The sequence below is a fragment of the Plantactinospora sp. B24E8 genome, from assembly GCF_039871735.1.
Lineage (GTDB): Bacteria > Actinomycetota > Actinomycetes > Mycobacteriales > Micromonosporaceae > Plantactinospora.
In genome coordinates this window covers 131417-153005 of sequence record NZ_JBDPMH010000012.1, presented here as the reverse complement: position 1 = coordinate 153005, position 21589 = coordinate 131417, and the positions used below count along the sequence as shown (strand labels likewise).

Annotated in this window: 14 protein-coding genes and 1 pseudogene; 9 read left to right on the top strand and 6 right to left on the bottom strand. The window is 71.9% G+C overall.

Going from position 1 to position 21589, the window contains the following annotated elements; all coding sequences use genetic code 11:
- Positions 1-36 precede the first annotated feature (36 nt).
- The 3 genes from ABGB21_RS19445 to ABGB21_RS19435 form a co-directional block, all read right to left on the bottom strand.
- Positions 37-945: an NADP-dependent oxidoreductase gene (locus ABGB21_RS19445; RefSeq protein ID WP_347678856.1), complete on the bottom strand. Its 909-nt coding sequence runs from the start codon at positions 943-945 to the stop codon at positions 37-39.
- A gap of 172 nt (positions 946-1117) precedes the next feature.
- Positions 1118-3934, bottom strand: a complete 2817-nt coding sequence (locus ABGB21_RS19440) for an aconitate hydratase (RefSeq protein WP_347652452.1) — start codon at positions 3932-3934, stop codon at positions 1118-1120.
- Positions 3935-4356: 422 nt separating this feature from the next.
- Positions 4357-4527, bottom strand: a complete 171-nt coding sequence (locus tag ABGB21_RS19435; protein WP_347652361.1) for a hypothetical protein — start codon at positions 4525-4527, stop codon at positions 4357-4359.
- A gap of 52 nt (positions 4528-4579) precedes the next feature.
- Here ABGB21_RS19435 and ABGB21_RS19430 point away from each other — a divergent pair, with 52 nt between their 5' ends.
- From ABGB21_RS19430 to ABGB21_RS19415, 4 genes and pseudogenes are all read left to right on the top strand, one after another.
- The gene (locus tag ABGB21_RS19430; RefSeq protein ID WP_347652360.1) at positions 4580-5224 is read left to right on the top strand and encodes a hypothetical protein; all 645 of its coding nucleotides are present in this window, start codon (positions 4580-4582) and stop codon (positions 5222-5224) included.
- Positions 5221-5922, top strand: a complete 702-nt coding sequence (locus ABGB21_RS19425) for a cellulose binding domain-containing protein (RefSeq protein WP_347652359.1) — start codon at positions 5221-5223, stop codon at positions 5920-5922. The genes ABGB21_RS19430 and ABGB21_RS19425 overlap by 4 nt, the downstream gene beginning before the upstream one ends.
- A gap of 231 nt (positions 5923-6153) precedes the next feature.
- Positions 6154-8208, top strand: a pseudogene (locus tag ABGB21_RS19420) (alpha-1,6-glucosidase domain-containing protein); the annotation flags it as partial.
- Positions 8209-8277: 69 nt separating this feature from the next.
- Positions 8278-9387 (top strand): winged helix DNA-binding domain-containing protein, encoded by a 1110-nt coding sequence (locus ABGB21_RS19415; protein WP_347652358.1) that lies wholly within the window; start codon positions 8278-8280, stop codon positions 9385-9387.
- A gap of 65 nt (positions 9388-9452) precedes the next feature.
- Here the strand turns inward: ABGB21_RS19415 and ABGB21_RS19410 are convergent, their stop codons facing one another.
- A complete protein-coding gene (locus ABGB21_RS19410) occupies positions 9453-10457 on the bottom strand; it encodes a GNAT family N-acetyltransferase (RefSeq protein WP_347678854.1) in 1005 nt (334 codons plus the stop codon).
- Positions 10458-10469: 12 nt separating this feature from the next.
- Positions 10470-10985 (bottom strand): NUDIX domain-containing protein, encoded by a 516-nt coding sequence (locus ABGB21_RS19405; protein WP_347652356.1) that lies wholly within the window; start codon positions 10983-10985, stop codon positions 10470-10472.
- Between the two features lie 119 nt (positions 10986-11104).
- Between ABGB21_RS19405 and ABGB21_RS19400 the strand changes: the two genes are divergently transcribed.
- The 3 genes from ABGB21_RS19400 (at position 11105) to ABGB21_RS19390 (ending at position 14524) form a co-directional block, all read left to right on the top strand.
- Positions 11105-11977 (top strand): alpha/beta hydrolase, encoded by an 873-nt coding sequence (locus tag ABGB21_RS19400; RefSeq protein ID WP_347652355.1) that lies wholly within the window; start codon positions 11105-11107, stop codon positions 11975-11977.
- Between the two features lie 56 nt (positions 11978-12033).
- Positions 12034-14121: an Hsp70 family protein gene (locus ABGB21_RS19395; RefSeq protein WP_347678852.1), complete on the top strand. Its 2088-nt coding sequence runs from the start codon at positions 12034-12036 to the stop codon at positions 14119-14121.
- Between the two features lie 139 nt (positions 14122-14260).
- Positions 14261-14524, top strand: a complete 264-nt coding sequence (locus ABGB21_RS19390) for a hypothetical protein (protein WP_347678850.1) — start codon at positions 14261-14263, stop codon at positions 14522-14524.
- 285 nt (positions 14525-14809) lie between these two features.
- On the opposite strand, the gene ABGB21_RS19385 is transcribed toward ABGB21_RS19390, so the two are convergent.
- On the bottom strand, positions 14810-17944 hold the full coding sequence (locus ABGB21_RS19385; RefSeq protein ID WP_347678848.1) for an AMP-binding protein: 3135 nt from the start codon (positions 17942-17944) through the stop codon (positions 14810-14812).
- A gap of 413 nt (positions 17945-18357) precedes the next feature.
- Here ABGB21_RS19385 and ABGB21_RS19380 point away from each other — a divergent pair, with 413 nt between their 5' ends.
- Together ABGB21_RS19380 and ABGB21_RS19375 are read left to right on the top strand one after the other, a co-directional pair.
- Positions 18358-20367 (top strand): amino acid adenylation domain-containing protein, encoded by a 2010-nt coding sequence (locus tag ABGB21_RS19380; protein ID WP_347678846.1) that lies wholly within the window; start codon positions 18358-18360, stop codon positions 20365-20367.
- A complete protein-coding gene (locus ABGB21_RS19375; RefSeq protein ID WP_347678844.1) occupies positions 20364-21578 on the top strand; it encodes a cytochrome P450 in 1215 nt (404 codons plus the stop codon). The genes ABGB21_RS19380 and ABGB21_RS19375 overlap by 4 nt, the downstream gene beginning before the upstream one ends.
- Positions 21579-21589 lie beyond the last annotated feature (11 nt).

Here is a 21589-nt window from a genome sequence, read left to right as displayed (position 1 = left end):
CCCGACCCGACCCCACCGGTCAGGGGCCGGATGCGATCAGTCGACGACGATCACCAGTTTGCCCCGGCCGTGCCGGGTCTCCAGTTCGCGGTGCGCCTCGGCGGCCCGGTCGAGGGGGAACGTACGACGGACGTGGATCAGGAGCCGACCCTGCCGGTGCAACTCGACCAGTTCGGCCAACCGCTGCGCGGAGCGGAGGTTCGAGGTGACCCGGATGCCCAACTCCTCGGCTCTGCCGTGCTCGACCAGGGTGAGGATCCGTTTCCGGTCGGCGACGAGGTCGAGCGAGGCCCGCAGTGCCTCACCACCCGCACCGTCCAGCGCGGCGGTGACGTCCGGCGTGAGCCGGCGGACCCGCTCGACCAGCCCCGGCCCGTACGTCACCGGGATCGCGCCGAGCGTACGCAGGTAGTCGTGGTTCTCCTCGCGGCCGGTGCCGAGCACGGTCGCACCGGCCGCCACCGCGAGCTGTACGGCCACCGTGCCGACCCCGCCGGCCGCCGCGTGCACCAGCAGCGTGTCGCCCGCACCGACACCCAGTGCCTCCAGGGCGATGTGTGCGGTCTGCGCCCCGGCGCTGAAGCCGCCGGCGACCTCCCACGGCATCGTCGGCGGTTTGGCGGTGACCTGGGATGCCGGGACCACCAGGTACTCGGCGTACGCGCCGAGGTTGCCGAAGCCCAGCACCTCGGCGCCGACGGTGATGTCGGTGACGTCCGGCCCGAGCCGGTCGACTACTCCGGCGAACTCGTTGCCCGGAATCCTCGGCAGGGTCGGCGGGACGCCGGGCGGCGTCCAGCCGGCCCGGATCCGGGCGTCGTACGGCTGCACGCCCGCTGCCAGGATCCGGACCCTGATCTCGCCGCTGCCCGGTTCCGGGGTGGGTAGTTCCAGCAGCCGGAGCACCTCCGGTCCGCCGGGTTCGGTGAAGCCTGCCGCGCGCATCCGGGTGTCCTCTCCATGGTCGGTCGGTACGGCCCGAGTCTGCTTCCTCGACCATGGTTGAGGTCAACCCCCGGTGGGACGGGGCCGACGGCACGACGGCGCCGGGCCGGGGCCCCGGGTCGCCGCGAACGGCGACCGGGACCCCGGCCCGGGTGGTGTGTGTTGCCGGAACTCAGTTGGTGAGCATCTTGCGCAGCACGTACTGCAGGATGCCGCCGTGCCGGTAGTAGTCGGCCTCACCGGGGGTGTCGATCCGGACCACCGCGTCGAACTCGACCCCGGTGTCCGTGGTGACGCAGACGGTGCGCGGGATCTGCCCGTCGTTGAGCGCGGTCACGCCGGTGATCGAGAACGTCTCGGTGCCGGTCAGCCCCAGCGACGCCGCGTCGGTGCCGGCCGGGAACTGCAGCGGCAGCACGCCCATCCCGATCAGGTTCGAGCGGTGGATCCGCTCGTACGACTGGGCGACCACGGCCCGGACGCCGAGCAGCATGGTGCCCTTGGCCGCCCAGTCCCGGGACGATCCCGAGCCGTACTCGGTGCCGGCCAGGATCACCAGCGGGATGCCGGCCTCCTGGTACGCCACCGAGGCGTCGTAGATCGAGGTCTGCTCACCGGTCAGGTGGTTGACCGTGAAGCCACCCTCGACCCCGGGGACGAGCTGGTTGCGGAGCCGGATGTTGGCGAAGGTGCCCCGGATCATCACCTCGTGGTTGCCGCGCCGCGAGCCGTACGAGTTGAACTCGTGCCGGGCCACGCCGTGCTCGGCGAGGTACGTCCCGGCGGGTGAGTCGGCCTTGATCGAACCGGCCGGCGAGATGTGGTCGGTGGTGACCGAGTCGCCGAGCTTCGCCAGCACCCGGGCGCCGGTGATGTCGGTGACCGCCTGCGGCTCCCGCCGCATGCCCTCGAAGTACGGGGGCTTGCGTACGTACGTCGACTCGGCGTCCCAGGCGAAGGTGTCCCCGGTCGGCGTCGGCAGCGACTGCCACTGCTGGTCGCCGGCGAAGACGTCGGCGTACGCCTGGCCGAAGCCGGTGGCGCCGATCGCGGCGTTGATCACTTCCTGGATCTCGGCCGAGGAGGGCCAGATGTCCCGCAGGTAGACGGGCTGCCCGTCGGCGCCGGTGTCGAGCGGCTCGTTGGCCAGGTCGATGTCCATCGTGCCGGCCAGCGCGTACGCCACCACCAGCGGCGGCGAGGCCAGGTAGTTCATCTTGACGTCCGGGTTGATCCGGCCCTCGAAGTTCCGGTTGCCGGAGAGCACCGAGACCACCGAGAGGTCGTGCTCGTTGACCGCCGCGGAGACCGCCTCGGGCAGCGGGCCCGAGTTGCCGATGCAGGTGGTGCAGCCGTAGCCGACCAGGTGGAAGCCGAGCTTCTCCAGGTACGGGGTGAGGCCGGCGCGCTCGTAGTAGTCCATGACCACCTTCGAGCCCGGGGCCAGGGTGGTCTTCACCCACGGCTTGCGGGCCAGCCCGCGCTCGACGGCGTTGCGGGCGAGCAGGGCGGCGCCGATCATCACCTGCGGGTTCGAGGTGTTGGTGCAGGAGGTGATCGCGGCGATCACCACCGCGCCGTGGTCGAGCTCGTACTCGTTGCCGTCGTCGCCGGTGACCCGGACCGGGTTGCTGGCCCGGCCCTTGGCGCCGGTGGCGGCGGAGATCAGCTCGCGGGGCGCGTCGGCCGGGTCGTTGACCTCGTTGGCCGGCGGGTCGCTGGCCGGGAAGGACTCCTCGCTCGCCTCGTCGGCCGGTCCGTGCGCGGTGGCGCCGTCACCGACGTAGTCGATCAGGGCGGAGCGGAACAGCGTCTTGGCGTTGCCCAGCGGCACCCGGTCCTGCGGGCGCTTCGGGCCGGCCAGCGACGGCTCGATGGTCGACAGGTCGAGTTCGAGTCGCTCGCTGTAGTCGGGCTCGGCCGTCGGGTCGTGCCAGAGGCCCTGTTCCTTGGCGTACGCCTCGACCAGCGCCACCTGCTGCTCGGTGCGGCCGGTCAGCTTGAGGTAGCGGACGGTCTCCTCGTCGATCGGGAAGATCGCGACGGTGGAGCCGTACTCGGGCGACATGTTGCCGATGGTGGCCCGGTTGGCCAGCGGCACCGCGCTGACGCCGGGGCCGTAGAACTCGACGAACTTGCCGACCACACCGTGCCGGCGGAGCATCTCGGTGATGGTCAGCACCAGGTCGGTGGCGGTGGTGCCGGCCGGCATCTCGCCGTGCAGCTTGAAACCGACGACCCGGGGGATGAGCATGCTGACCGGCTGGCCGAGCATCGCGGCCTCGGCCTCGATGCCGCCGACGCCCCAGCCGAGCACACCGAGGCCGTTGACCATGGTGGTGTGCGAGTCGGTGCCGACCACGGTGTCCGGGTACGCGGTCTGGCTCCCGTCGGGTCCCTTCCGCGCCATGATCGTCCGGGCCAGGTACTCGATGTTGACCTGGTGCACGATGCCGGTGCCGGGCGGTACGACCTTGAACTCGTTGAACGCGGTCTGGCCCCAGCGCAGGAACTGGTAGCGCTCGCGGTTGCGGCCGTACTCCAGCTCGACGTTGCGGGCGAAGGCGTCCTCGCGGCCGAACAGGTCGGCGATGACCGAGTGGTCGATGACCAGTTCGGCCGGGGCGAGCGGGTTGACCTTGGTCGGGTCGCCGCCGAGGTCACGGACCGCCTCGCGCATGGTGGCCAGGTCGACCACGCAGGGCACGCCGGTGAAGTCCTGCATGAGGACCCGGGCCGGGGTGAACTGGATCTCCACGCTCGGGTCGGCGGTGGGGTCCCACGCGCCGAGCTGCCGGATGTGCTCGGCGGTGATGTTCGCGCCGTCCTCGGTGCGGAGCAGGTTCTCCAGCAGGATCTTGAGGCTGTACGGCAGGCGTTCGTGCCCGGCCACCGTGCTGATTCTGAAAATTTCGTAGCTCGCGTCTGCGACGCGCAGCTGGCTCTTCGCACCGAAGGTGTCGAGGCTCGCCACGTCGTACTCCTTCACGCTGTCTTCGTCCCGGCCGACACCGGCCAACCCGGGCGGTCCGTCCGGCCGGGCCCGCTCGACCGGCGGGCGGGGCGGACGGCCCTTGACCAAGTCTTTCCTACCCACTCCCGGCCGGCCCGGGTCAGGTAACCCTTACCAAAGTGTCGCTGCAATAAAACCGTACGTCCGTCTTGCTATTCGCGCAAGCCTCGGCTCAGCTGGTGGGCCGCGATCTGCTGGGAATGACCGAGCCGGCCAAGCCTCCGGAACTGGCGGCCCGGCTCACCGACGCGGGGCGCGGGTCAGCTGGGGCAACAACGAGCTGCCCGGGCTGAGGCGGTGCCGCACCGACGACCCGCGCGGCAACCGGCTCGAGGTCCTCGCGCCCGTCCCGGGACCGGCGTGTCCGCCCGGGAACCCTCCGCCGCCGGCAGTCCTCGTCAGTCGAGAGTGGACGGTGAGGTCAACGCCTGGGCGTGCCGCTGTTGGAGCCGATCCCGGATCTGCTCCGGGGTGTAGGCGCGGCGCCGCCGCTCGGCCCGGGCCAGCACCACCCCGGTCGCGGCCACCCCGACAAAACCCGCCACACCGATTACCTTCCACCAGCGCATCCGCCTAGGGTAGTCGCCGGGCCGACAGACGGTGGGCGTACGAGGTGGGGCAGTGGGCGAGCAGAAGAGCGAACTCAGCCTCGACGAGGCGGTCGAGCTGACCCGGACCGGCGACGTGTGGGTCTTCCGGGGCCGCAGTGTGCCGGATCGGGCGATCCAGTTGACCACGAACAGTCCGGTCAACCATGTCGGAATGTCCGTGGTTCTCGAGGACCTGCCACCGCTAATGTGGCACGCCGAGCTCGGCCGATCACTGCCGGACCTGTGGTCCGGCAACCATCACCGGGGTGTGCAACTGCACGACCTACGGGATGCGGTCCGGGTCTGGGGTGTCCGGTACGGTCAGCGGGCCTGGCTCCGCCAGCTGGAACCACCGGCCGATCACGAGATGGAGAACGGGGTGCTGCGTACCATCGCCCGCCTGGACGGCACGCCCTTCCCGTCCACCGCACAGCTCGCCTGGCGGTGGGCGCGCGGTCGGGTTCCCGGAGGCGGGAAGCGGGCCAGGGAACTCGCGCTGGAGACGGCGTACTGCGCCGAGGTGGTGGCCGTCACGTACCAGGCGATGGGCCTGCTGCCGACCGGTCGCCGGGCGAGCTGGTACGACCCCGGCCGGTTCTGGAGCGGCGACGAACTGGAGTTGTCGCGCGGCGCACGGCTTGGTGACGAGATCGCGGTCCGGATCCCGGCCCGGTGAGCGCCCCGCAGACGCCCCGCTGGCGACTGTTCGCCGCGGCGCCCTGGATCGTCGTCTCGGCCGGCGTACTCGTGATGATCGTGCTGCTCGTCGCCGCCACCGGCTACCTCACCGGTGACCGGCGACCGGCCAGCGCCCCCGAGCCGGTCTTCCCGTTCGTGCCCGGCAACACCCCCACTCCGGAGGTCACCGCCGAGGCGTCGGCGGACCTGACCCCGTCGACCGGGCCGGCCAGCCGGTCCCCGGTGGCGACCGCCCGCCCGACCGGCGCCGGCGCGACGCCGTCCCGCACCGGAGCGCCCCGCCCCACCACACCGGCCGGGCGCCCGGTGACCACCTCCTCGCCGCCCGCCGGTCCTCCGCCGCAGCAGAGTGAACTCACCGCCAACTACCGGGTGACGAACGACTGGCGGAACCTGTTCATGGCCGAGGTGCGGATCCGCAACCAGGCCAGTTCGGCCCGGCCGTGGGCCGTCGAGCTGCGCTTCCCGTCCGGGGTGGGACGGCTGCGGGCGTTCTGGGTGGACGGGGCACCGCAGCCGATGCTGCGCCGGTCCGGGGAGAGCTACGTCTTCACCGGTACCCAGTCGGCGCCGGCCGGTGGCACGGTGCCGCTGCGGGTCCAGTTCGAACACGACGGCCGGACGACCCGTCCCACCGTCTGCACGGTGAACGGCGCGGCCTGCAGCATCAGCTGAGCCGCCCACGTGTCGCGGCGGCCGGCGTCGGCCGCCGCCCCGCGTCCCGCGCCGCCGGGCCACCGGCTGTCGTTCCCGGCCTCCGGCTGCTCGGCTCGCGGGTCCTCGCGCTCCTGACATCGCGCCCGGCCCCCGGGCCGCTCCCCGCCTCCTGCTGCCGCAGCCCCACTGCCAGGCGCTGCGGTCCGAACCAGCCGATGGATGCTTGCTTGCGCAAGATGATGGATGCTGGGCGCTGGCGCTGCAAGGTCTTGCATCGAGGCGTGCAGATCCCCGGGGTGCTCGACGAGGTGTATTCCGCGGCGGCGCAGGCCCGGCTCGGTCCGACCCTCCACGGCGGGCGACCCGACCTGGCGCTCTGGGCGCCGACCGCCCGCACCGTGGCGCTGGAACTGTACGACGCGCCCACCGGCACCCCCACGACGACGGTGCCGATGCGCCGGGACGACCGGACCGGGGTCTGGTCGCTACGCGGCGACCGGGACTGGGTCGGCAGGTACTACCGGTACCGGGTCGAGGTGTGGCAGCCGGCCGCGCAGCGGATCGTCACCGCCTCGGTCACCGACCCGTACTCGCTGGCCCTGGCGGTCGACTCCACGCACAGCCGGCTCGTCGACCTCGCCGATCCGGCGACCGCGCCGCCCGGCTGGGCGGGGTTGCGCAAGCCGGCAGCGGTGCCGGCCGGCCGTACCCAGATCCAGGAGGTCTCGGTCCGGGACTTCTCGATCGCGGACGCCTCGGTGCCGGCGCAGCGCCGGGGCACCTACCTGGCCTTCACCGACCCGGCGACCACCGGCATGCGTCACCTACGTGGCCTGGCCGACGCCGGGGTCACCCACCTGCACCTGCTGCCGACCTTCGACTTCGCCACCATCCCGGAACGCCGGGCCGACCAGGCGGTGCCGGCCTGCGACCTGGCCGGACTCCGCGCGCCAGCAGGAGTGCGTCGGTACGGTCCGCGACACCGACGGCTACAACTGGGGGTACGACCCGCTGCACCACACGGTGCCGGAGGGCGGGTACGCGGTCGACCCGGAGCACCGGACGACCGAGTTCCGGCAGATGGTGGCCGGGTTGAACGCGGCCGGACTGCGGGTGGTGCTGGACGTGGTCTACAACCACACGTCGGCCGCCGGCACCGACCCGAAGTCGGTGCTGGACCAGATCGTCCCCGGCTACTACCACCGGCTGCTCGACGACGGCACCCTGGCCACCTCGACCTGCTGCGCCAACACCGCGTCCGAGCACCTGATGATGGGCAAGCTGGTGGTCGACTCGGTGGTCGAGTGGGCGAAGGCCTACAAGGTCGACGCCAACCCGAGGGTGCAGGGCTTCGGCTCCGGGCTGTTCACCGACCCGAACGGTGACCCGGTCAACGGCACCCTCGCCGAGCAGCGGGCCCGACTGCTGCACCAGCAGGACCAGATCAAGGTCGGGCTGGTCGGCAACCTGGCGTCGTACCGGTTCGTGGCGTCGTCCGGCGAGACGGTGACCGGGGCCGACGTCGACTACAACGGCGCACCGGCCGGCTACACCGCCGCGCCCGGTGAGGCGGTCAGCTACGTCGACGCGCACGACAACGAGATCCTGTACGACGCCCTGGCGTACAAGCTGCCGGCCGGGACGTCGGCGCAGGACCGGTCCCGGATGCAGGTGCTCGCGCTCGGCACGCCGGTGCTGAGTCAGGGGACCGGTTTCGTGACCTCCGGCAGTGAGCGGTTGCGGTCGAAGTCGCTGGACCGGAACTCGTACAACAGTGGGGACTGGTTCAACCAGATCCGCTGGGACTGCGCGGACGGGAACGGGTTCGGGATCGGACTGCCACCGGCCACCGACAACGCCGACAAGTGGCCGTACGCCCGTCCACTGCTCGCCGATCCCCGACTCGCACCGGACTGCGCGGCGGTCGAGCTGACCGACGCGCGCTACCGGGAACTGCTCCGGATCCGGGCGTCGTCACCGGTCTTCGGGCTGGCCGACGGGGCGCAGGTGCAGCGCCGGGTGACGTTCCCGCTGTCCGGAGTGGACGAGACACCGGGGGTGATCACGATGCGGCTGGACGGAACCGGACTGGACCGGCGCTGGCGCTCGCTGACCGTGGTCGTCAACGCCACCCCGGCGGCGGCAACCCAGACCGTGCCGGGGCTGCGTGGGACCGCAACGTCCCTGCATCCGGTGCTGCGGCAGTCGGCCGACCCGGTGCTGCGGACCGCCGCGTTCGACCGGGCGACCGGTACGGTCACCGTCCCACCCCGCAGCATCGCCGTCTACGTCGAGCCGTACTGAGTCACGATCCGCGCATCGTCCCGGGAGGAGCGGTCAGAACCTGACCGCTTCTTCCGCGAGAGTTGTCGGGTGCCGACGACAACCGTGCTCGACAACCGGGCGCTCAACCGCGCCACCCTCGCCCGACAGTTCCTGCTCGACCCCGCCGACCTGCCCGTCCTCGACGCCGTCGCGCACCTGTGCGGCCTGCAGGCGCAGGAACCCCAGGAACCGTACGTCGGACTCTGGTCGCGGTTGCGCGGCTTCGACCCGCGGGTGCTCTCCGACCTGCTGACCCGGCGGAGCGTGGTACGGCTGCACCTGATGCGACGTACCGTCCACCTCGTCACCGCCGACGACGCCCTGGCCTGGCGGGCCCGCCACGACGGCATGCTGCGCCAGCGGGTACTCGGCACCTACCGCCAGGAGCTCGCCGGGGTCGACCTCGACGAACTCGCCGCGGCCGGCCGGGCGGTGCTGGCCGACCACCAGCCCCGTTCGATGGGAGAACTCGCCCGGGAGCTGGCCGAACGCTGGCCGGCACCCGGACCCCGGCCCCTGGGCGAGCTGCTGCTCGCCGCCCTCGTCCCGGTGGCGCAACTCCCGCCGCGCGGGCTGTGGCGGACGAAGGGCGGCGCGAAGTACCGGATGCTCTCCTCGTGGCTCGGGCGGGAGATCGACCCGGCGGCCCCGGACGGCGCCGACCCGGTCGGCGCGGCACTGGCGCGGCGCTACCTGGCCGCGTTCGGCCCCGCCTCCGTGGCCGACCTGCGCGCCTGGTCCGGTCTCGCCGGACTGCCGGCGGTGGTGGCCGCGATCCGCGACGAACTGGTCAGCTTCCGCGACGAGCGGGGCCGCGAGCTGCTGGACCTGCCCGATGCGCCGCGCCCCGACCCCGACACCCCCGCCCCGGTACGGTTCCTGCCGGCCTTCGACAACTCGATCCTCGGCTACCACGACCGGACCCGGATCATCGACGACGCCGACCGCTACCTGTCGGTAGCCGGTGCCCGGGTGGTCCTGGTCGACGGCCGGGTCTCCGCGACCTGGACCGTCGAGGCCGACACGGTGACCGTCACCCCGCTGCGGCCGTTCTCCCGGACCGAGCGCGACGACATGGCAGAGCAGGGGCAGGCCCTGGCGTCGCTCCTCACCGACGGCGACAGCCAGCGGGTACGGATCGCCGCGTCGCCGGACTGAGCGGGACCGGCAGGCCACCGCCGCGTCCGGCCGGACGCGTGCGGCATGGCGAACGCAGGCGCCGTCTAACCCAGGCGGCGGACCAGCATGAGTACGAGATCGTCGTCGACGCGAACGGAGGTTCCGGGCAGGACGACGCTGCCCCGGTACGTCACGCCCCGGCCGTCCGGCAGGTAACCGCGTCGCAGGTACATCAGGTGGGCGGCGGAGTAGTTGACGTACAGCCCGACGCCGATCCCGGCGGTGGTACTCCGCTCCGCGATCAGCTCCTCGGCCCGGTCCATCAGGGTCCAGGCGACCCGGCGCCGGCGGAACCGGGGCAGCACGTTCAGGTCCTGGATCTCCGGTATGCCGGCCAGCCGGAACGGGCGGTAACCGCTCTGCCAGGCCACGGTCAGGTACCCGGCGAAGGTGTCGTCCACCGACGCGACCAGCACCGAGCGGGTGCCGGCCTCCTGTTCGGCGAGGTAGCGGCGATACTGGTCGGCGGTCTTGCCGGGCCAGTTCACCTCGGCGAACGCCGGAGGAAGCACGTCGACGTCGGCCGGGGCCAGCGGACGTACGGTGATCGGCGCCATGTGCTCATGCTGCCCGTCGACCTCGGCCGGCGCGACGGGATTCAGCCGCCGCTCAGTGTCCGGCCAGCCGTGTTCCGCGTACGGCTCGCCGGCGAGGTAGTGATCGAGCGCCTGCCGGCCGTACGGGACCATCGGCGTGGGCAGGTCGTCGACCGGGAACCAGAACCATCCCGTGCACTTGTCCGGCTCGCGGTTGACGGGTTCGTTCTCCCAGCGGACGACCTCGAAGAAAAGTGCCATCCGCGGCGAGTCGGTCCGGTGGTGGAGCAGGTGGACGAAGCGGGCCTCCGACGGCTTGACGCGGATCCCGATCTCCTCGGCCGCTTCGCGGACGAGCGTCGTCGTGGGTGACTCGCCGGCCTCGCCGTGCCCGGACGGCAGGTGCCAGCAGCCGTCGGCCCAGCCGGTGTTGGCCCGCTCGCCGAGCAGGATCCTGTTGTCACGGCGCAGGATCAGATGCACGTCGACCTGGGCCCTCTGCCGGCCGTTCACTCCCATCTCCACTCAGTGGTGCCAGGGCAGCCGTACGGGCTGGGCGGGGATCCGTCCGGCGCAGAGTTCGACCAGCAGCGGGGCGAGTTCGAGTGGATAGACGACCTCGTCGGTGGTGGCGAGTTCCGCCACGCTCCACCAGTGGTGACCGGCGTGGTAGCCGCGTTCCAGCGCCTCCATCCGGTCGGTGTCCACCAGGTGCGAGTCGACCCGGTACCGGAAGAAGTCGTCCCGGAAGATCCCTTCGGCCCAGCTCATCCTCGCGTACCCGGTGGTGTAGGCGACCGGGTCGCCGAGCGCACCCGGTTCGACCCGCAGGCCGACCTCCTCGTGCAGTTCCCGGGCGGCGGCCTCGGCCAACGTCTCACCCTCGTCGACCCCACCGCCCGGCGTCAGCCAGCAGTGCGCGGCGTCCGGTCCGGGATCGCCGTCGCCGAATCGGCAGCGCAGCAGCAGGACGTGTCCGGCTCGGTCGAGGACCAGCACCCGGGCGGACCGGCGCCGGTACGTCGGTTCAGGCTCTGGCACCGGAACAGGCTAACCCGCCCGGACGGCGGGTGTGTCCGGCCGGCCAACGGGTAGACACCGGCTCGGGTGTCCCGGCGCGAGCGGGCGGCGGGCGGGGAAGCCGCCGGGAGGACGGTGACATGAGCGGTACGACCTACCGGTTGGCCGACGTCGACGGTATCTCGATCTTCTACCGGGAGGCCGGGTCCCCGGAGGCACCGACGCTGCTGCTCCTGCACGGTTTCCCGTCCTCGTCCCGGATGTTCGAACCGCTGCTGCACCGGCTCGCCGACCGGTTCCACCTCGTTGCCCCGGACTATCCGGGCTTCGGGCACAGCGACGCGCCGAGCCCGCGCGACTTCGCGTACACCTTCGACCATCTCGCCGAGGTCGTCGGCAGGTTCAGCGAGATCCTCGGACTGTCGACGTACAGCCTCTTCGTCCAGGACTACGGTGGGCCGATCGGTATGCGGCTGGCGGTCGCACACCCCGAGCGGCTCGCCGCGCTGGTCGTGCAGAACGCGGTCGCACACGAGGTCGGGCTCGGCCCGAACTGGGCGGTCCGCCGGGCCTTCTGGGCGGACCGGGCCGCGCACGAGGCCGAACTGCGGGAGAACTTCCTCTCCCCGGCGGCCACCCGGCAACGGCACGTCGGCACCAGTCCCAGACCCGAGGCGTACGACCCGGACCTCTGGGACGACGAGCTGGCGTTCCTGCACCGCCCCGGCATCGCCGACATCCAGCTCGACCTCTTCCACGACTATCGGAACAACGTCGCGAGCTATCCACGGTGGCAGGAGTGGCTGCGCCGGCACCGGCCGCCGTTGCTGGTCCTCTGGGGACGGTACGACACCTCGTTCCAGACCGAGGAGGCCGAGGCGTACCGCCGGGACGCGCCGGAGGCCGAAATCCACCTGCTCGACGCGGGCCACTTCGCGCTCGACGAGCAGCCGGAGCAGGTGTCCCGGCTGACCGCCGACTTCCTGCTCCGCCGGGTCGTCTTCGCCTGCTGACTGCCCGGGACGGGCGACCCGGTGAGCGTGGTACGTGTGGTGCGTACACTGCCGCAGTGGCCGGCAACCGACTGGGAATCGACTACGGCTCCTCGAACACCGTCGCGGTGCTTCGCTGGCCGGACGGCCGTAACCGGCCGCTGCTCTTCGACGGGTCGCCGCTGCTGCCGTCGGCGGTGTTCCTGACCGGGGACGGCGAGCTGCTTCCCGGCCGGGACGCGTTGCACAGTGCCCGGCTCGACCCGACCCGGTTCGAGCCGCACCCGAAACGGCGGATCGACGACGGCACTCTGCTGCTCGCCGACCGTGGGGTACCGGTCGGCGACGCGGTCGCCGCCACGCTGCGCCGGATCGCCGAGGAGGCGGTCCGGGCCGGTGGCGACCTGCCGGACGACGTCGTGGTGTGCTATCCCGCCGGATGGGGCGCGGTACGCCGGAACGTGTTGACCGAGGCGACCGTCCGGGCGGGACTGCCCGCCCCGACCCTGGTGCCTGAGCCGGTCGCGGCGGCCGGCTACTTCACCGCCGTGCTCGGACACGCGGTCCGGCCGGGAAACCTGCTCGTCGTCTACGACCTCGGGGCCGGCACCTTCGACGTCAGCGTGGTACGCCGTACCGGCGACGGTTTTGAGGTGTGTGAGGTGGACGGCCTTGCCGACCTCGGCGGGCTGGACCTCGACGCGCTGGTCGTCGAGCGGGTCGCCGCCGCCGTCCGGCCCGGACATCCGGAGGCGTGGCAGCGGGTCACCGCGCCGACCGACCCGGCCGACCGTCGGCACTTCCTGGCCTTCTGGGAGGACGCCCGGACCGCCAAGGAGATGCTCTCCCGGCAGAGCCACGCCGGGCTGTACGTGCCCGTGGTCGACCGGGAGGTCTCGGTCAGCCGGGAGGAGTTCGAGGCGCTCGCCCGCCCGTACCTGGAACGGGCCGCCACGCTGACCGGGCAGGTGATGGCCCGGGCCGGTGTCGACGCCGACAACCTGGCCGGGGTGTTCCTGGTCGGCGGTGCGTCGCGGGTGCCGCTCGCCGCCACGACCCTGCACCAGGTGACCGGGGTGGCGCCGACCGTGCTGGAGCAGCCGGAGATCGTGGTCGCCGAGGGCGCCCTGCACGCGGTCCGGCCGGTGTCGCCAGCTCCGGCGGCGGCCGTGTCACCCTCGCCGGTGAACGGCCCGCCGGTCGTCGGCCCGCCGGTCGGAATGCCGCCGGTCGTCGGCCCGCCGGTCGGCACGCACCAGGTCGTCGGCCCGCCGGTCGGCATGAACCCGGTCAGCGCGGTGCCGGTCAGCGGGGCGCAGGCCGCCCCGCTGCCGGTCGGCGCGATGCCGCCCGGTCCGGTCCCGCAGAGTCCGGTACCTCCCGGATGGCCGGCCCAGCCGCCGACCAATGTTCCCCCGCACAGCCAGGCGTTCCCGGCCGTCGAGCCGCAACCCGTACCCCGGGCGCTCTGGATCACCTTCATTGTGCTGGCGGCGATCGTGACCGCGCCGTGCACCCTCAGCACCCTGACCGGCGTGGTCGGCGGACTCCTCGGCGGAACGGCCATCGCGCTCCTGCTCCGACCCGCGCTGCGCTGGCGTCCCCGGAGCGGCTCCGGGTTCGTCCGGATTCGACCCGGCAGCGCCGTGGCCGGTACGCCGCTGACCGCGCTCGGGGCGGCCGGGATGTTCATGGCTGCCGGGTACCTCGCGCTCAGCCTCCTCTTCGGACTCGACCAGGAGGACCAGAGAACCCTGCGTGGCGTCGCCGGGATCGCCGGCGGGCTCGGGCTGGCCCTCGGCACCGGTGGGGTCGCCCTGCTGCTGCGGTCCGTGCGTCCGTACCCCCGGCTGTGGGTCGACCCGGACGGCATCGGATACCAGCCGGACCGGGAACACCTGTATCACCTGCCGTGGTCGGAGGTCGTCCGGATCGATCTTGTACCGCTCCGGCCCGGCCTGCCGCCGGCGCTGGTCGCCGTACCCGCACCCGGGTCCCGGCTCGCCGAGGATCCGGCGTACGCGTGGCTGTGGCACCCGGAAGTCGGCGCGCTGGTCATCGACGACCTGCCCCGGCTGACCCGGGACCCGAACCGCGACCTGCCACGGCTCTCCGGAGCCCTCGCCCGACACCGGCCGCTGGACGCCGACCAGCCAAAGCCCTGACCAGCCGGCCAACCCTCTGACCGGCCAGGCCGAAGCCCTGACCGGGGCGGGTCGACCCATGCCTGGATCGGCCGACCCCCTGCCTGGATCGGCGGACTCCCGACCGGACCAGTCGCCAGGTTCAGGGGACCACCGAGGTTTGCGGCAAGGCGCCGTGGCGGGTCGCCCCGAACTCTGGACGGACGACCTGCGTCGGACCAGCCGCGAGCGGACGTACGTCGACGTGCACACCAGCGACCACCTCGGCGTCTGGGCGATCTCCTGGATGGCGGACGTGCACGACACCGGCTACCACGACCACGCGGCGTCCAGGGGTGCGGTGGTGATGGTCGAGGGGGGCGATCCGGCACGAGCGACTGCGGCTCGCCGACGAGCCGGAGGGCACCGTGGTCCGCTCCGGTGAGGCGTTCTTGTTCGACGAGACCGCGGCCGAGGAACAGCTCACGCCGAAGGGCCCGCAGGGTCAGCCGACCGGACCGGGCGGCTGAGCGGGGGGCGGCGGCGACAGCGACGAAGGGCGCGCATCCCGGACGCCTCTCTGTCGGCCAGCGGTGTCGCGGTGCTGAGCAGGCGGTTCACCAACGACGCGGCGTTCAGGTCCGGATACCGCGCGGCGCCGGGCAGCTCGATTCGAACGAGCTGTGCCAGCGGTGCGGCCCGCCGGTGTGGACACTCGCCGTCGACGTCGTTACGTCGCGGTCGGCTCCGGAGGCCGGATCCGGGCCAGGATCCGTTCGTACGCCGCGAAGGTGGTGAGCACCGAGTCCGCCGACAGCGCCTCCGGGTAGAAGGTGGCGTCCAGCCGGGCGCCCGTCTCGTCGGGCCACACCTCGACAAGCAACTCGCTCATCGGCTCCGGCACGGCCGGACGGTGCAGGTGTACCTCCGCCGCGGGCAGGGCGAGCACCGGTGTGGTGTTGTCCTGGAGCACGAACATCGTCCTGAACAGCGGGTTCCGGCCGCGCTGACGCGGCGGGTTGACCGCCCTGACGACCTCCGGGAAGGGAAGGGCGTACGCACCCCGGCCGGCCGTCATCTGCTGGTGTGCCCGCAACGCGGACTCCCGTACCGACCCGGCCGGTGGTGCGCCCAGACGCAGGCAGACGGTGTCGACGAGACACGTGACGACGTTGGCCTGGGTGGCGTGTCGTCGTACCGAGACCGGCACCCCGATGCCGAAGTCCTCCTGCCCGAGCGCGTCGGCGAGCGCCGCGGCGAACCCGGCGACGAGCACCGGGAACCGGGTGATGCCGAGTTCGCGGGCCAGCCGGTCCACACCGTCGAGTGTCTCGGCCGACAACCGGCAGGAGCGTACGGCCACGGCGAGCGAGCCGAGTTCGGCCGCCCCCTTGAGCGCCCGGTGCTCGGGGAGGTCACGGAGCAGCCGGGCCCAGTAGTCCCGGGTGACCGACGAGGAGGCCTTACGGGTGGCCTCCGCCTGTCGTGCGGCGATCGCCTCGGCCAGCCGTGGCGCGGACGTGCGAAAGGCGGGTACCCGCCCCGCCAGGCGGTCGGTGTAGGCGGTGGAGAGGTCGTCGGCGAGCACGGACTCCGACCAACCGTCGTAGGCGACGTGGTGGATCACCAGCGAGACGAGATGCTGGTCGCCGAAGCGTGCGTGGTTGCCCCGCCACACCTCGCCGGTGTCGAGGGCGAGCGGGCGCAGAAGATCCGCCCGGGCAGCGGCCCAGGCATCGGCGAGGTCGGTGAATGTGCCCAGCTCGGGAAAGCCGACCGGCACCTCGTCCACGGGGGTCAGGAACGGTTCGAGGTCCGCCTCGTAGCAGGCTCGGAGCGCTTCGTGTCGTGCCTGTACGTCAGCCATCGCGGCCCGGAACACCTGGGTCTCGAACGGCCCTCGTACCAGCCAGCCGATCAGGCAGTGGCCGGCCTTGGTGTCCGGGCGCATCTCGTGCTCCACCAGGAAGCCGACCTGGGTGTCGGCCAACAGCACCTCCTCGCCGGCCGCCGGGGGCCCGGGCACGACCCGGTCCGGATCGCCGTCGCCCAGCTGTTCGGCGAGCTGCCGGACGGTGGACGCCGCGAACACCCGTTCCGGCGGGACCGACACGCCGAGCCGCTCGTTGAGTCTGATGCAGACCCGCATCGCCTGCAGCGAGGTCAGCGTTCCGTTGTCGAGCGGGGTTGCGGCCGTACAGGGGACTCCGCTGACCGCGGACACCACCGCCACCACCTCGGCGAGTACCGGATCCGGCGTCTCGTCCGACGGTGGCCCGGAGGCCTCGTTGACCGTCCGCTCGCCGGCGAGGCTTCGTAGCGCCGAGTGGTCGGCCTTGCCGTTCGCCGTGACGGGGATGTGCGGCACCGCGACCAGCCGGTCGGGAACGAGGTACCGGGGCACCTGGGCGAGCAGGGCCGCCCGTACCGAGTCCGGGTCGTGGGTCTGCTCGGCGGCCGCGGTGTAGTAACCGGTCAGGCCGACACACGAGCCGGCGGGATCACGGTCCGGCAGGACAACCGCGCTCGTGACGCCGTCGACCGCGCGGAGCAGGGTCTCCACGTCGCCGAGTTCCACCCGGAAGCCACGGACCTTGACCTGGCGGTCCTCTCGTCCGAGGAAGCGCAGCAGGCCGTCCCTGCCGATTTTGCCGCGGTCGCCGGTCCGGTACAGACGCAGGTCGACACCGTCGACCGCGACCGTGACGAACCGGCGGTCGGTGAGTTCCCGGTCGCCCAGGTAACCGATCGCCAGCCCGTCGCCGGCCACACAGATCTCGCCGCCCTCGTCGACCCGGCAGACCCGGTCGCTGTCGAGGATGACGACGACGGTCCCGGCGACCGCCGTGCCCAGCGGTATCCCGTCGGGGTCGTCGCAGTCGTCCCGGTGGATCTCGTGCGTCGTCACGAACACGCACGACTCGGCCGGTCCGTAGCCGTTGACGAGCGTGATGCCGGGGTGCGCGCCGAGGAAGCGGCGCACGTGGGTCGGCGACAGTCGCTCTCCGCCGGTCCACAGGCGACGCAGACCGGCGAACGCGGTGACGTCCTCGTCCACGATCAGGTTGAACAGGGAGCTGGTGAGCCACAGCGAGTCGACGCCGCCGCCGACGAGTTGCCGCAGCACCCCGGTGGTGGGTAACCGATCTTCGCAGAGTGCCGAGGTGCCGCCGGTGAGCAGCATCGACCACAGTTCGAGGGTGAGGCCGTCCCAGGGCAGCGGTGCCCACTGCGGCATTCGTGCGGTGGGGCCGAACTCGCCGTTCATCGCCCCCGGTGCGAAGAGCCGGGTGGTCGCCCGGTGCGGCGAGAGAACCGCTTTGGGTGTGCCGGTTGATCCCGAGGTGAAGAAGACGCAGCAGGCGGCGTCGCCGGGCACGGTGACGACCTGGACGTCGGCTCCGACGCGTGCGAACAGGTCGGAGGGCGGAATCCAGGTGGGCATGTCGCCGAAGGGCCGCCGTGCGACGACGGTGCGGGCGTCGACGACCGTCGCCAGGGCCGCGGACCGCTCGTCCGGCCAGCGGACGTCGAACACCGCGTACGCCGCGCCGCGCATCAGTACGCCGAGCAGGACCGCGACCAGGTCCGGCGAACGGGGTAGCAGCACCGGTACCACGTCGCCGCGCGTCACCCCTGCCGCGGCGAGTCCGGCGGCGGCCTGCCGACCGGCCTCGGCCAGCGCGGCGTAGCTGACGCTCCGGTCCCCGGTGACCAGCGCCGGTCTGTCGGGGTACCGGGCCGCGATCCTCAGGAAGACCTCGTGTACGGCGGACCCGAACGGGTACGCGGCCGGGGCTCCGGCCAGCACCGCCAGCTCCGCTGATGTCGGGTCCTGGTCCCGGACCTCGGCCGTCGTTCCCACCGTCTCCACCGTGTTCAGCTCCAACAGTGCGCACACCGCACACAGACGGGCGCATCGACGGCCACGAGGCCGTTCCGACCGGGGGTCGGGATCCGAGTCTGCCGCCGTTTGTTGATCGCGGCAACCCCTCCACACCCTGCCGGCCGTAGGGCCGCTCGGTACGGCCGGTGGTTCGGTGCGGGTCGGCGGCGAGGACGTGGATGCCGGGCTGACGCGACGGAATTCGATCTCGGGGACATCGTGGACGGTCCGTTGTGCCTAAGATCGACTCAGTGCCGGAGCCGGCCAGTTCGGCCCACGCCCGCGGAGGTCATCGACCGTGCCGGTCCGGCTGGTGCCACGACGTCCGCCGCCACCGCGGATGTGCGGGCCTCACCCTCGACACCGGGCAGCACAATGGAGGACCTCGGTCGATGGAAAATTCGATCCAACCCACGTTCCGCCTGGTCCGCAACGATCGTGACCAGGTCAGCCTCTGGGCGGCGGGCAGTTCCCCACCGCCCGGCTGGTACGACACCGGATTCCTCGGTTCGCGTACCGAGTGCCTCGACGACGCCCGGATCCGGGCACTTGAGTCGAGGCCGGATCAGGACTCCCGGCCCGAAGACGCCGAGGACGATCCGGAGACCCTGGTCCGGATGTTCGCGGACACCGTCGACAGGCACGGCGCACAGCCGGCGGTGACCGACGACACGCGGTCGCTCACCTACCGTGAGCTTGCCGACCGCTCCGACACGCTGGCCGGGGAGCTGGTCGCCCGTGGCGTACGGGCCGGGGACCGGGTGGCAATCTACCTGGAGCGGGGCGTCGACGTGTTCGTGGCGATGCTCGGCATACTCAAGGCCGGTGCGGTCTACGTGGCCGTGGACGCCCGCTATCCGGACCAGCGCCGCGATCTCATGATCACCACCAGCGGCGCCCGGCTGACACTGACGGAGCCGGGCTGGGGTGACCGGCTGTCCCCGCTCGCGACCGAGGTGTGGCAGTGGCGCAGCGGTCCGTCCGATCCCGGCGCGGAGCAGGCCGACAGTCGGCGGCCCGGCCGGCCGGTGCGGGCGGACGACCCGGCGTGCATGCTCTTCACATCCGGCTCCTCGGGTACCCCGAAGGGCGTCGTCCTCGGGCACCGCGGCCTGGTCGGGTTCGGACGTAACGCGTCGCTCCCACCGCTCGGTCCGGGGGACCGCACCGGACAGATCTCCAGCCTCTCGTTCGACGCCTTCCACTTCGAGACCTGGTGCAGCTTCGCCCACGGTGCGGAGATCGTGGTGCTCCCGGCCATCACGGACCTGATCGCCGCCGACCTGCAGCGCGAACTGCGCAGGCGCCGCGTCACCGCGATGCTCGTCCCGACAATGGCGGTCAACCAGGTCATCAAGGAGGACCGCGACGCGTTCGCTCCGTTGCGGGTGCTGCACACCGGCGGCGACGTCCTGCTCCCCGCGGCCGCCCGTGACGTGCTGGGCAGCGCGTTCCAGGGCCGGTTCGTCAACCTGTACGGCCCGACCGAGGGCACCACGGCGTGCACCGGTTACGAGGTCGTCTCTGCCGCCGACGTCGTCACCTCGGTGCCGATCGGCACCGCGTTGGCCGGTGCGCAGGTGTACGTCCTCGACGCCGCCCTCGCGCCGGTGCCGCCCGGAGAACCCGGTGAGTTGCACATCGGCGGGGCCGGGGTGGCACTCGGCTACCACGGTCTCCCGGCGCTGACCGCGGAGCGGTTTCTCCCGGACCCGTTCGGTGCCGCCGGAGCCCGGATGTACGCCACCGGTGACCTGGTGCGGGAGCGCACGGACGGGCTGCTCGAGTTCGTCGGCCGGGTCGACGACCAGGTCAAGATCAGGGGATACCGGGTGGAGCCCGGTGAGGTGGAGCAGATGTTGTCCCGGCACCGGCTTGTCCGCGAGATCGCCGTGACGGCGGCGGGGGAGGGGCAGGACAAGCACCTGGTCGCGTTCGTGGTGCTGGAGGAGACAGTCAAGCCGAGCGAACTGCGGACCTACGCCGAAGAGCTGCTGCCCGACTACATGGTGCCCAGTTCCTTCCTGATCCTGCCGGAGATCCCCGCCAACGACCACGGCAAGCGGGACTGGCGCCGGCTCGGCGAACTACTCGAGGAGCACCGGCTCCGTGCGCAGCGGTATGACCCGCCACAGACCGAGACCGAGCGGTACCTGGCCGCGCTGTGGGAGGACCTCCTCGGTGCCGACCGGGTGGGCACCTCCGACGACTTCTTCGACCTCGGCGGCCACTCGTTGCTCGCGTTCCGGGCACAGCGGAAGATCCGCCGCGACCTGAACATCAACCTCGAGTTCCGCGACCTGCTCGACAACAGTGTCCTCGGTGCGCTCGCCGCGGTGATGGGCCGTAAACGGCAGGAGTCGGTCAGCTCGGGAGAAGCGCGGACCGAGGACGTTCGATGACCGACGCGACAACTGTGGACCTGACCGACCTCGACGTTTTTGTCCGCAACGAACACCACCAGGTCCTCGCCTGGCTGCGCGAGAACGATCCGGTGTACTGGCATCCCATGAGCGGCGGGGGCTTCTGGGCGCTTACCCGGTACGACGACGTACTGAACGCCTATCGTGACCACACGACGTTCAGTTCGTCGTGCGGCGCCATCCTCGGCGGCTCCTTCCGCAGCGGCACCGACAGCGCTGCCGGGAAGATGCTGGTCGCCAGCGACCTGCCCCGGCAGCGACTGCTTCGCCAGCAGATGCATCCCGCGTTCTCTCCCGCCATGGCCGACCGGATCCAGCAGCAGGTCGCCACGTTGGTGGACAAGGCACTCGACAACCTGCTCACGCGGGGCGGCGGTGACCTGGCCACGGAGGTCGCCCCGGAGCTTCCCGCCGGCGCGCTGATGACGATGGTGGACATCGGCCACTCCGACGCGCTCGAACTGGTATCACTGACCCGCCGGATGATCGGCTTCCGGGATCCCGCGCTGGTGGCCACCGACGACGACGAGCGGATCAGACTGGCCTGGATCCAGAGCGAGATCTTCGAGTTCTTCGCCGAACTGGTCCGGGAACGGCGGGCCCGCCCGGGCGACGACCTGGTCAGCATGCTGCTCCGGGCCGAGATCAACGGCCGGCGCCTGTCTGAGGAGGACATCCTCTACAACTGCATGAACGTCGCCGTCGGCGGCAACGAGACGTCTTCGTACACCACCTGCGCCGGGATCTGCGCCCTGATCGAGAACCCCGACCAGTACGCACGGCTGCTGGCCGAGCCGGAACTGCTGGGTCCGGCCATGGAGGAGATCCTGCGCTGGACGTCGATGAACGCCTACGTGCAACGGGTCGCGACCCGCGACGTGGAACTCGGCGGCAAGCGGATCAGGGCTGGTGATTCCGTGACCCTGTGGAACGTCTCCGCCAACCGGGACGAGCGGCAGTTCCCCCGGGCGGACCGGTTCGACATCGCCCGCTCGCCCAACCGGCACCTCACCTTCGGCAGCGGCATCCACCGCTGCGTCGGGGCGCCGGTCGGGATGGTGGAACTGGCAAGCGTGTTTCGGCCGCTGGTGCGGCGGGGAATCCGGTTCGAGTTCGCGGGTCCCGTGCAACGGCTACGGTCGAACTTCATCCTCGGTGTCACGTCGATGCCGGTGCGGGTGGTCGGCTGAGTCGGCCGGCC

Bases quoted from the DNA above. Each gene is read 5' to 3' on its own strand.
- ABGB21_RS19445 (WP_347678856.1), bottom strand. From the start codon at position 945: ATGCGCGCGGCAGGCTTCACCGAACCCGGCGGACCGGAGGTGCTCCGG.
- ABGB21_RS19435 (WP_347652361.1), bottom strand. From the start codon at position 4,527: ATGCGCTGGTGGAAGGTAATCGGTGTGGCGGGTTTTGTCGGGGTGGCC.
- ABGB21_RS19400 (WP_347652355.1), top strand. From the start codon at position 11,105: ATGAGCGGTACGACCTACCGGTTGGCCGACGTCGACGGTATCTCGATC.
- ABGB21_RS19380 (WP_347678846.1), top strand. From the start codon at position 18,358: ATGGAAAATTCGATCCAACCCACGTTCCGCCTGGTCCGCAACGATCGT.
- ABGB21_RS19375 (WP_347678844.1), top strand. From the start codon at position 20,364: ATGACCGACGCGACAACTGTGGACCTGACCGACCTCGACGTTTTTGTC.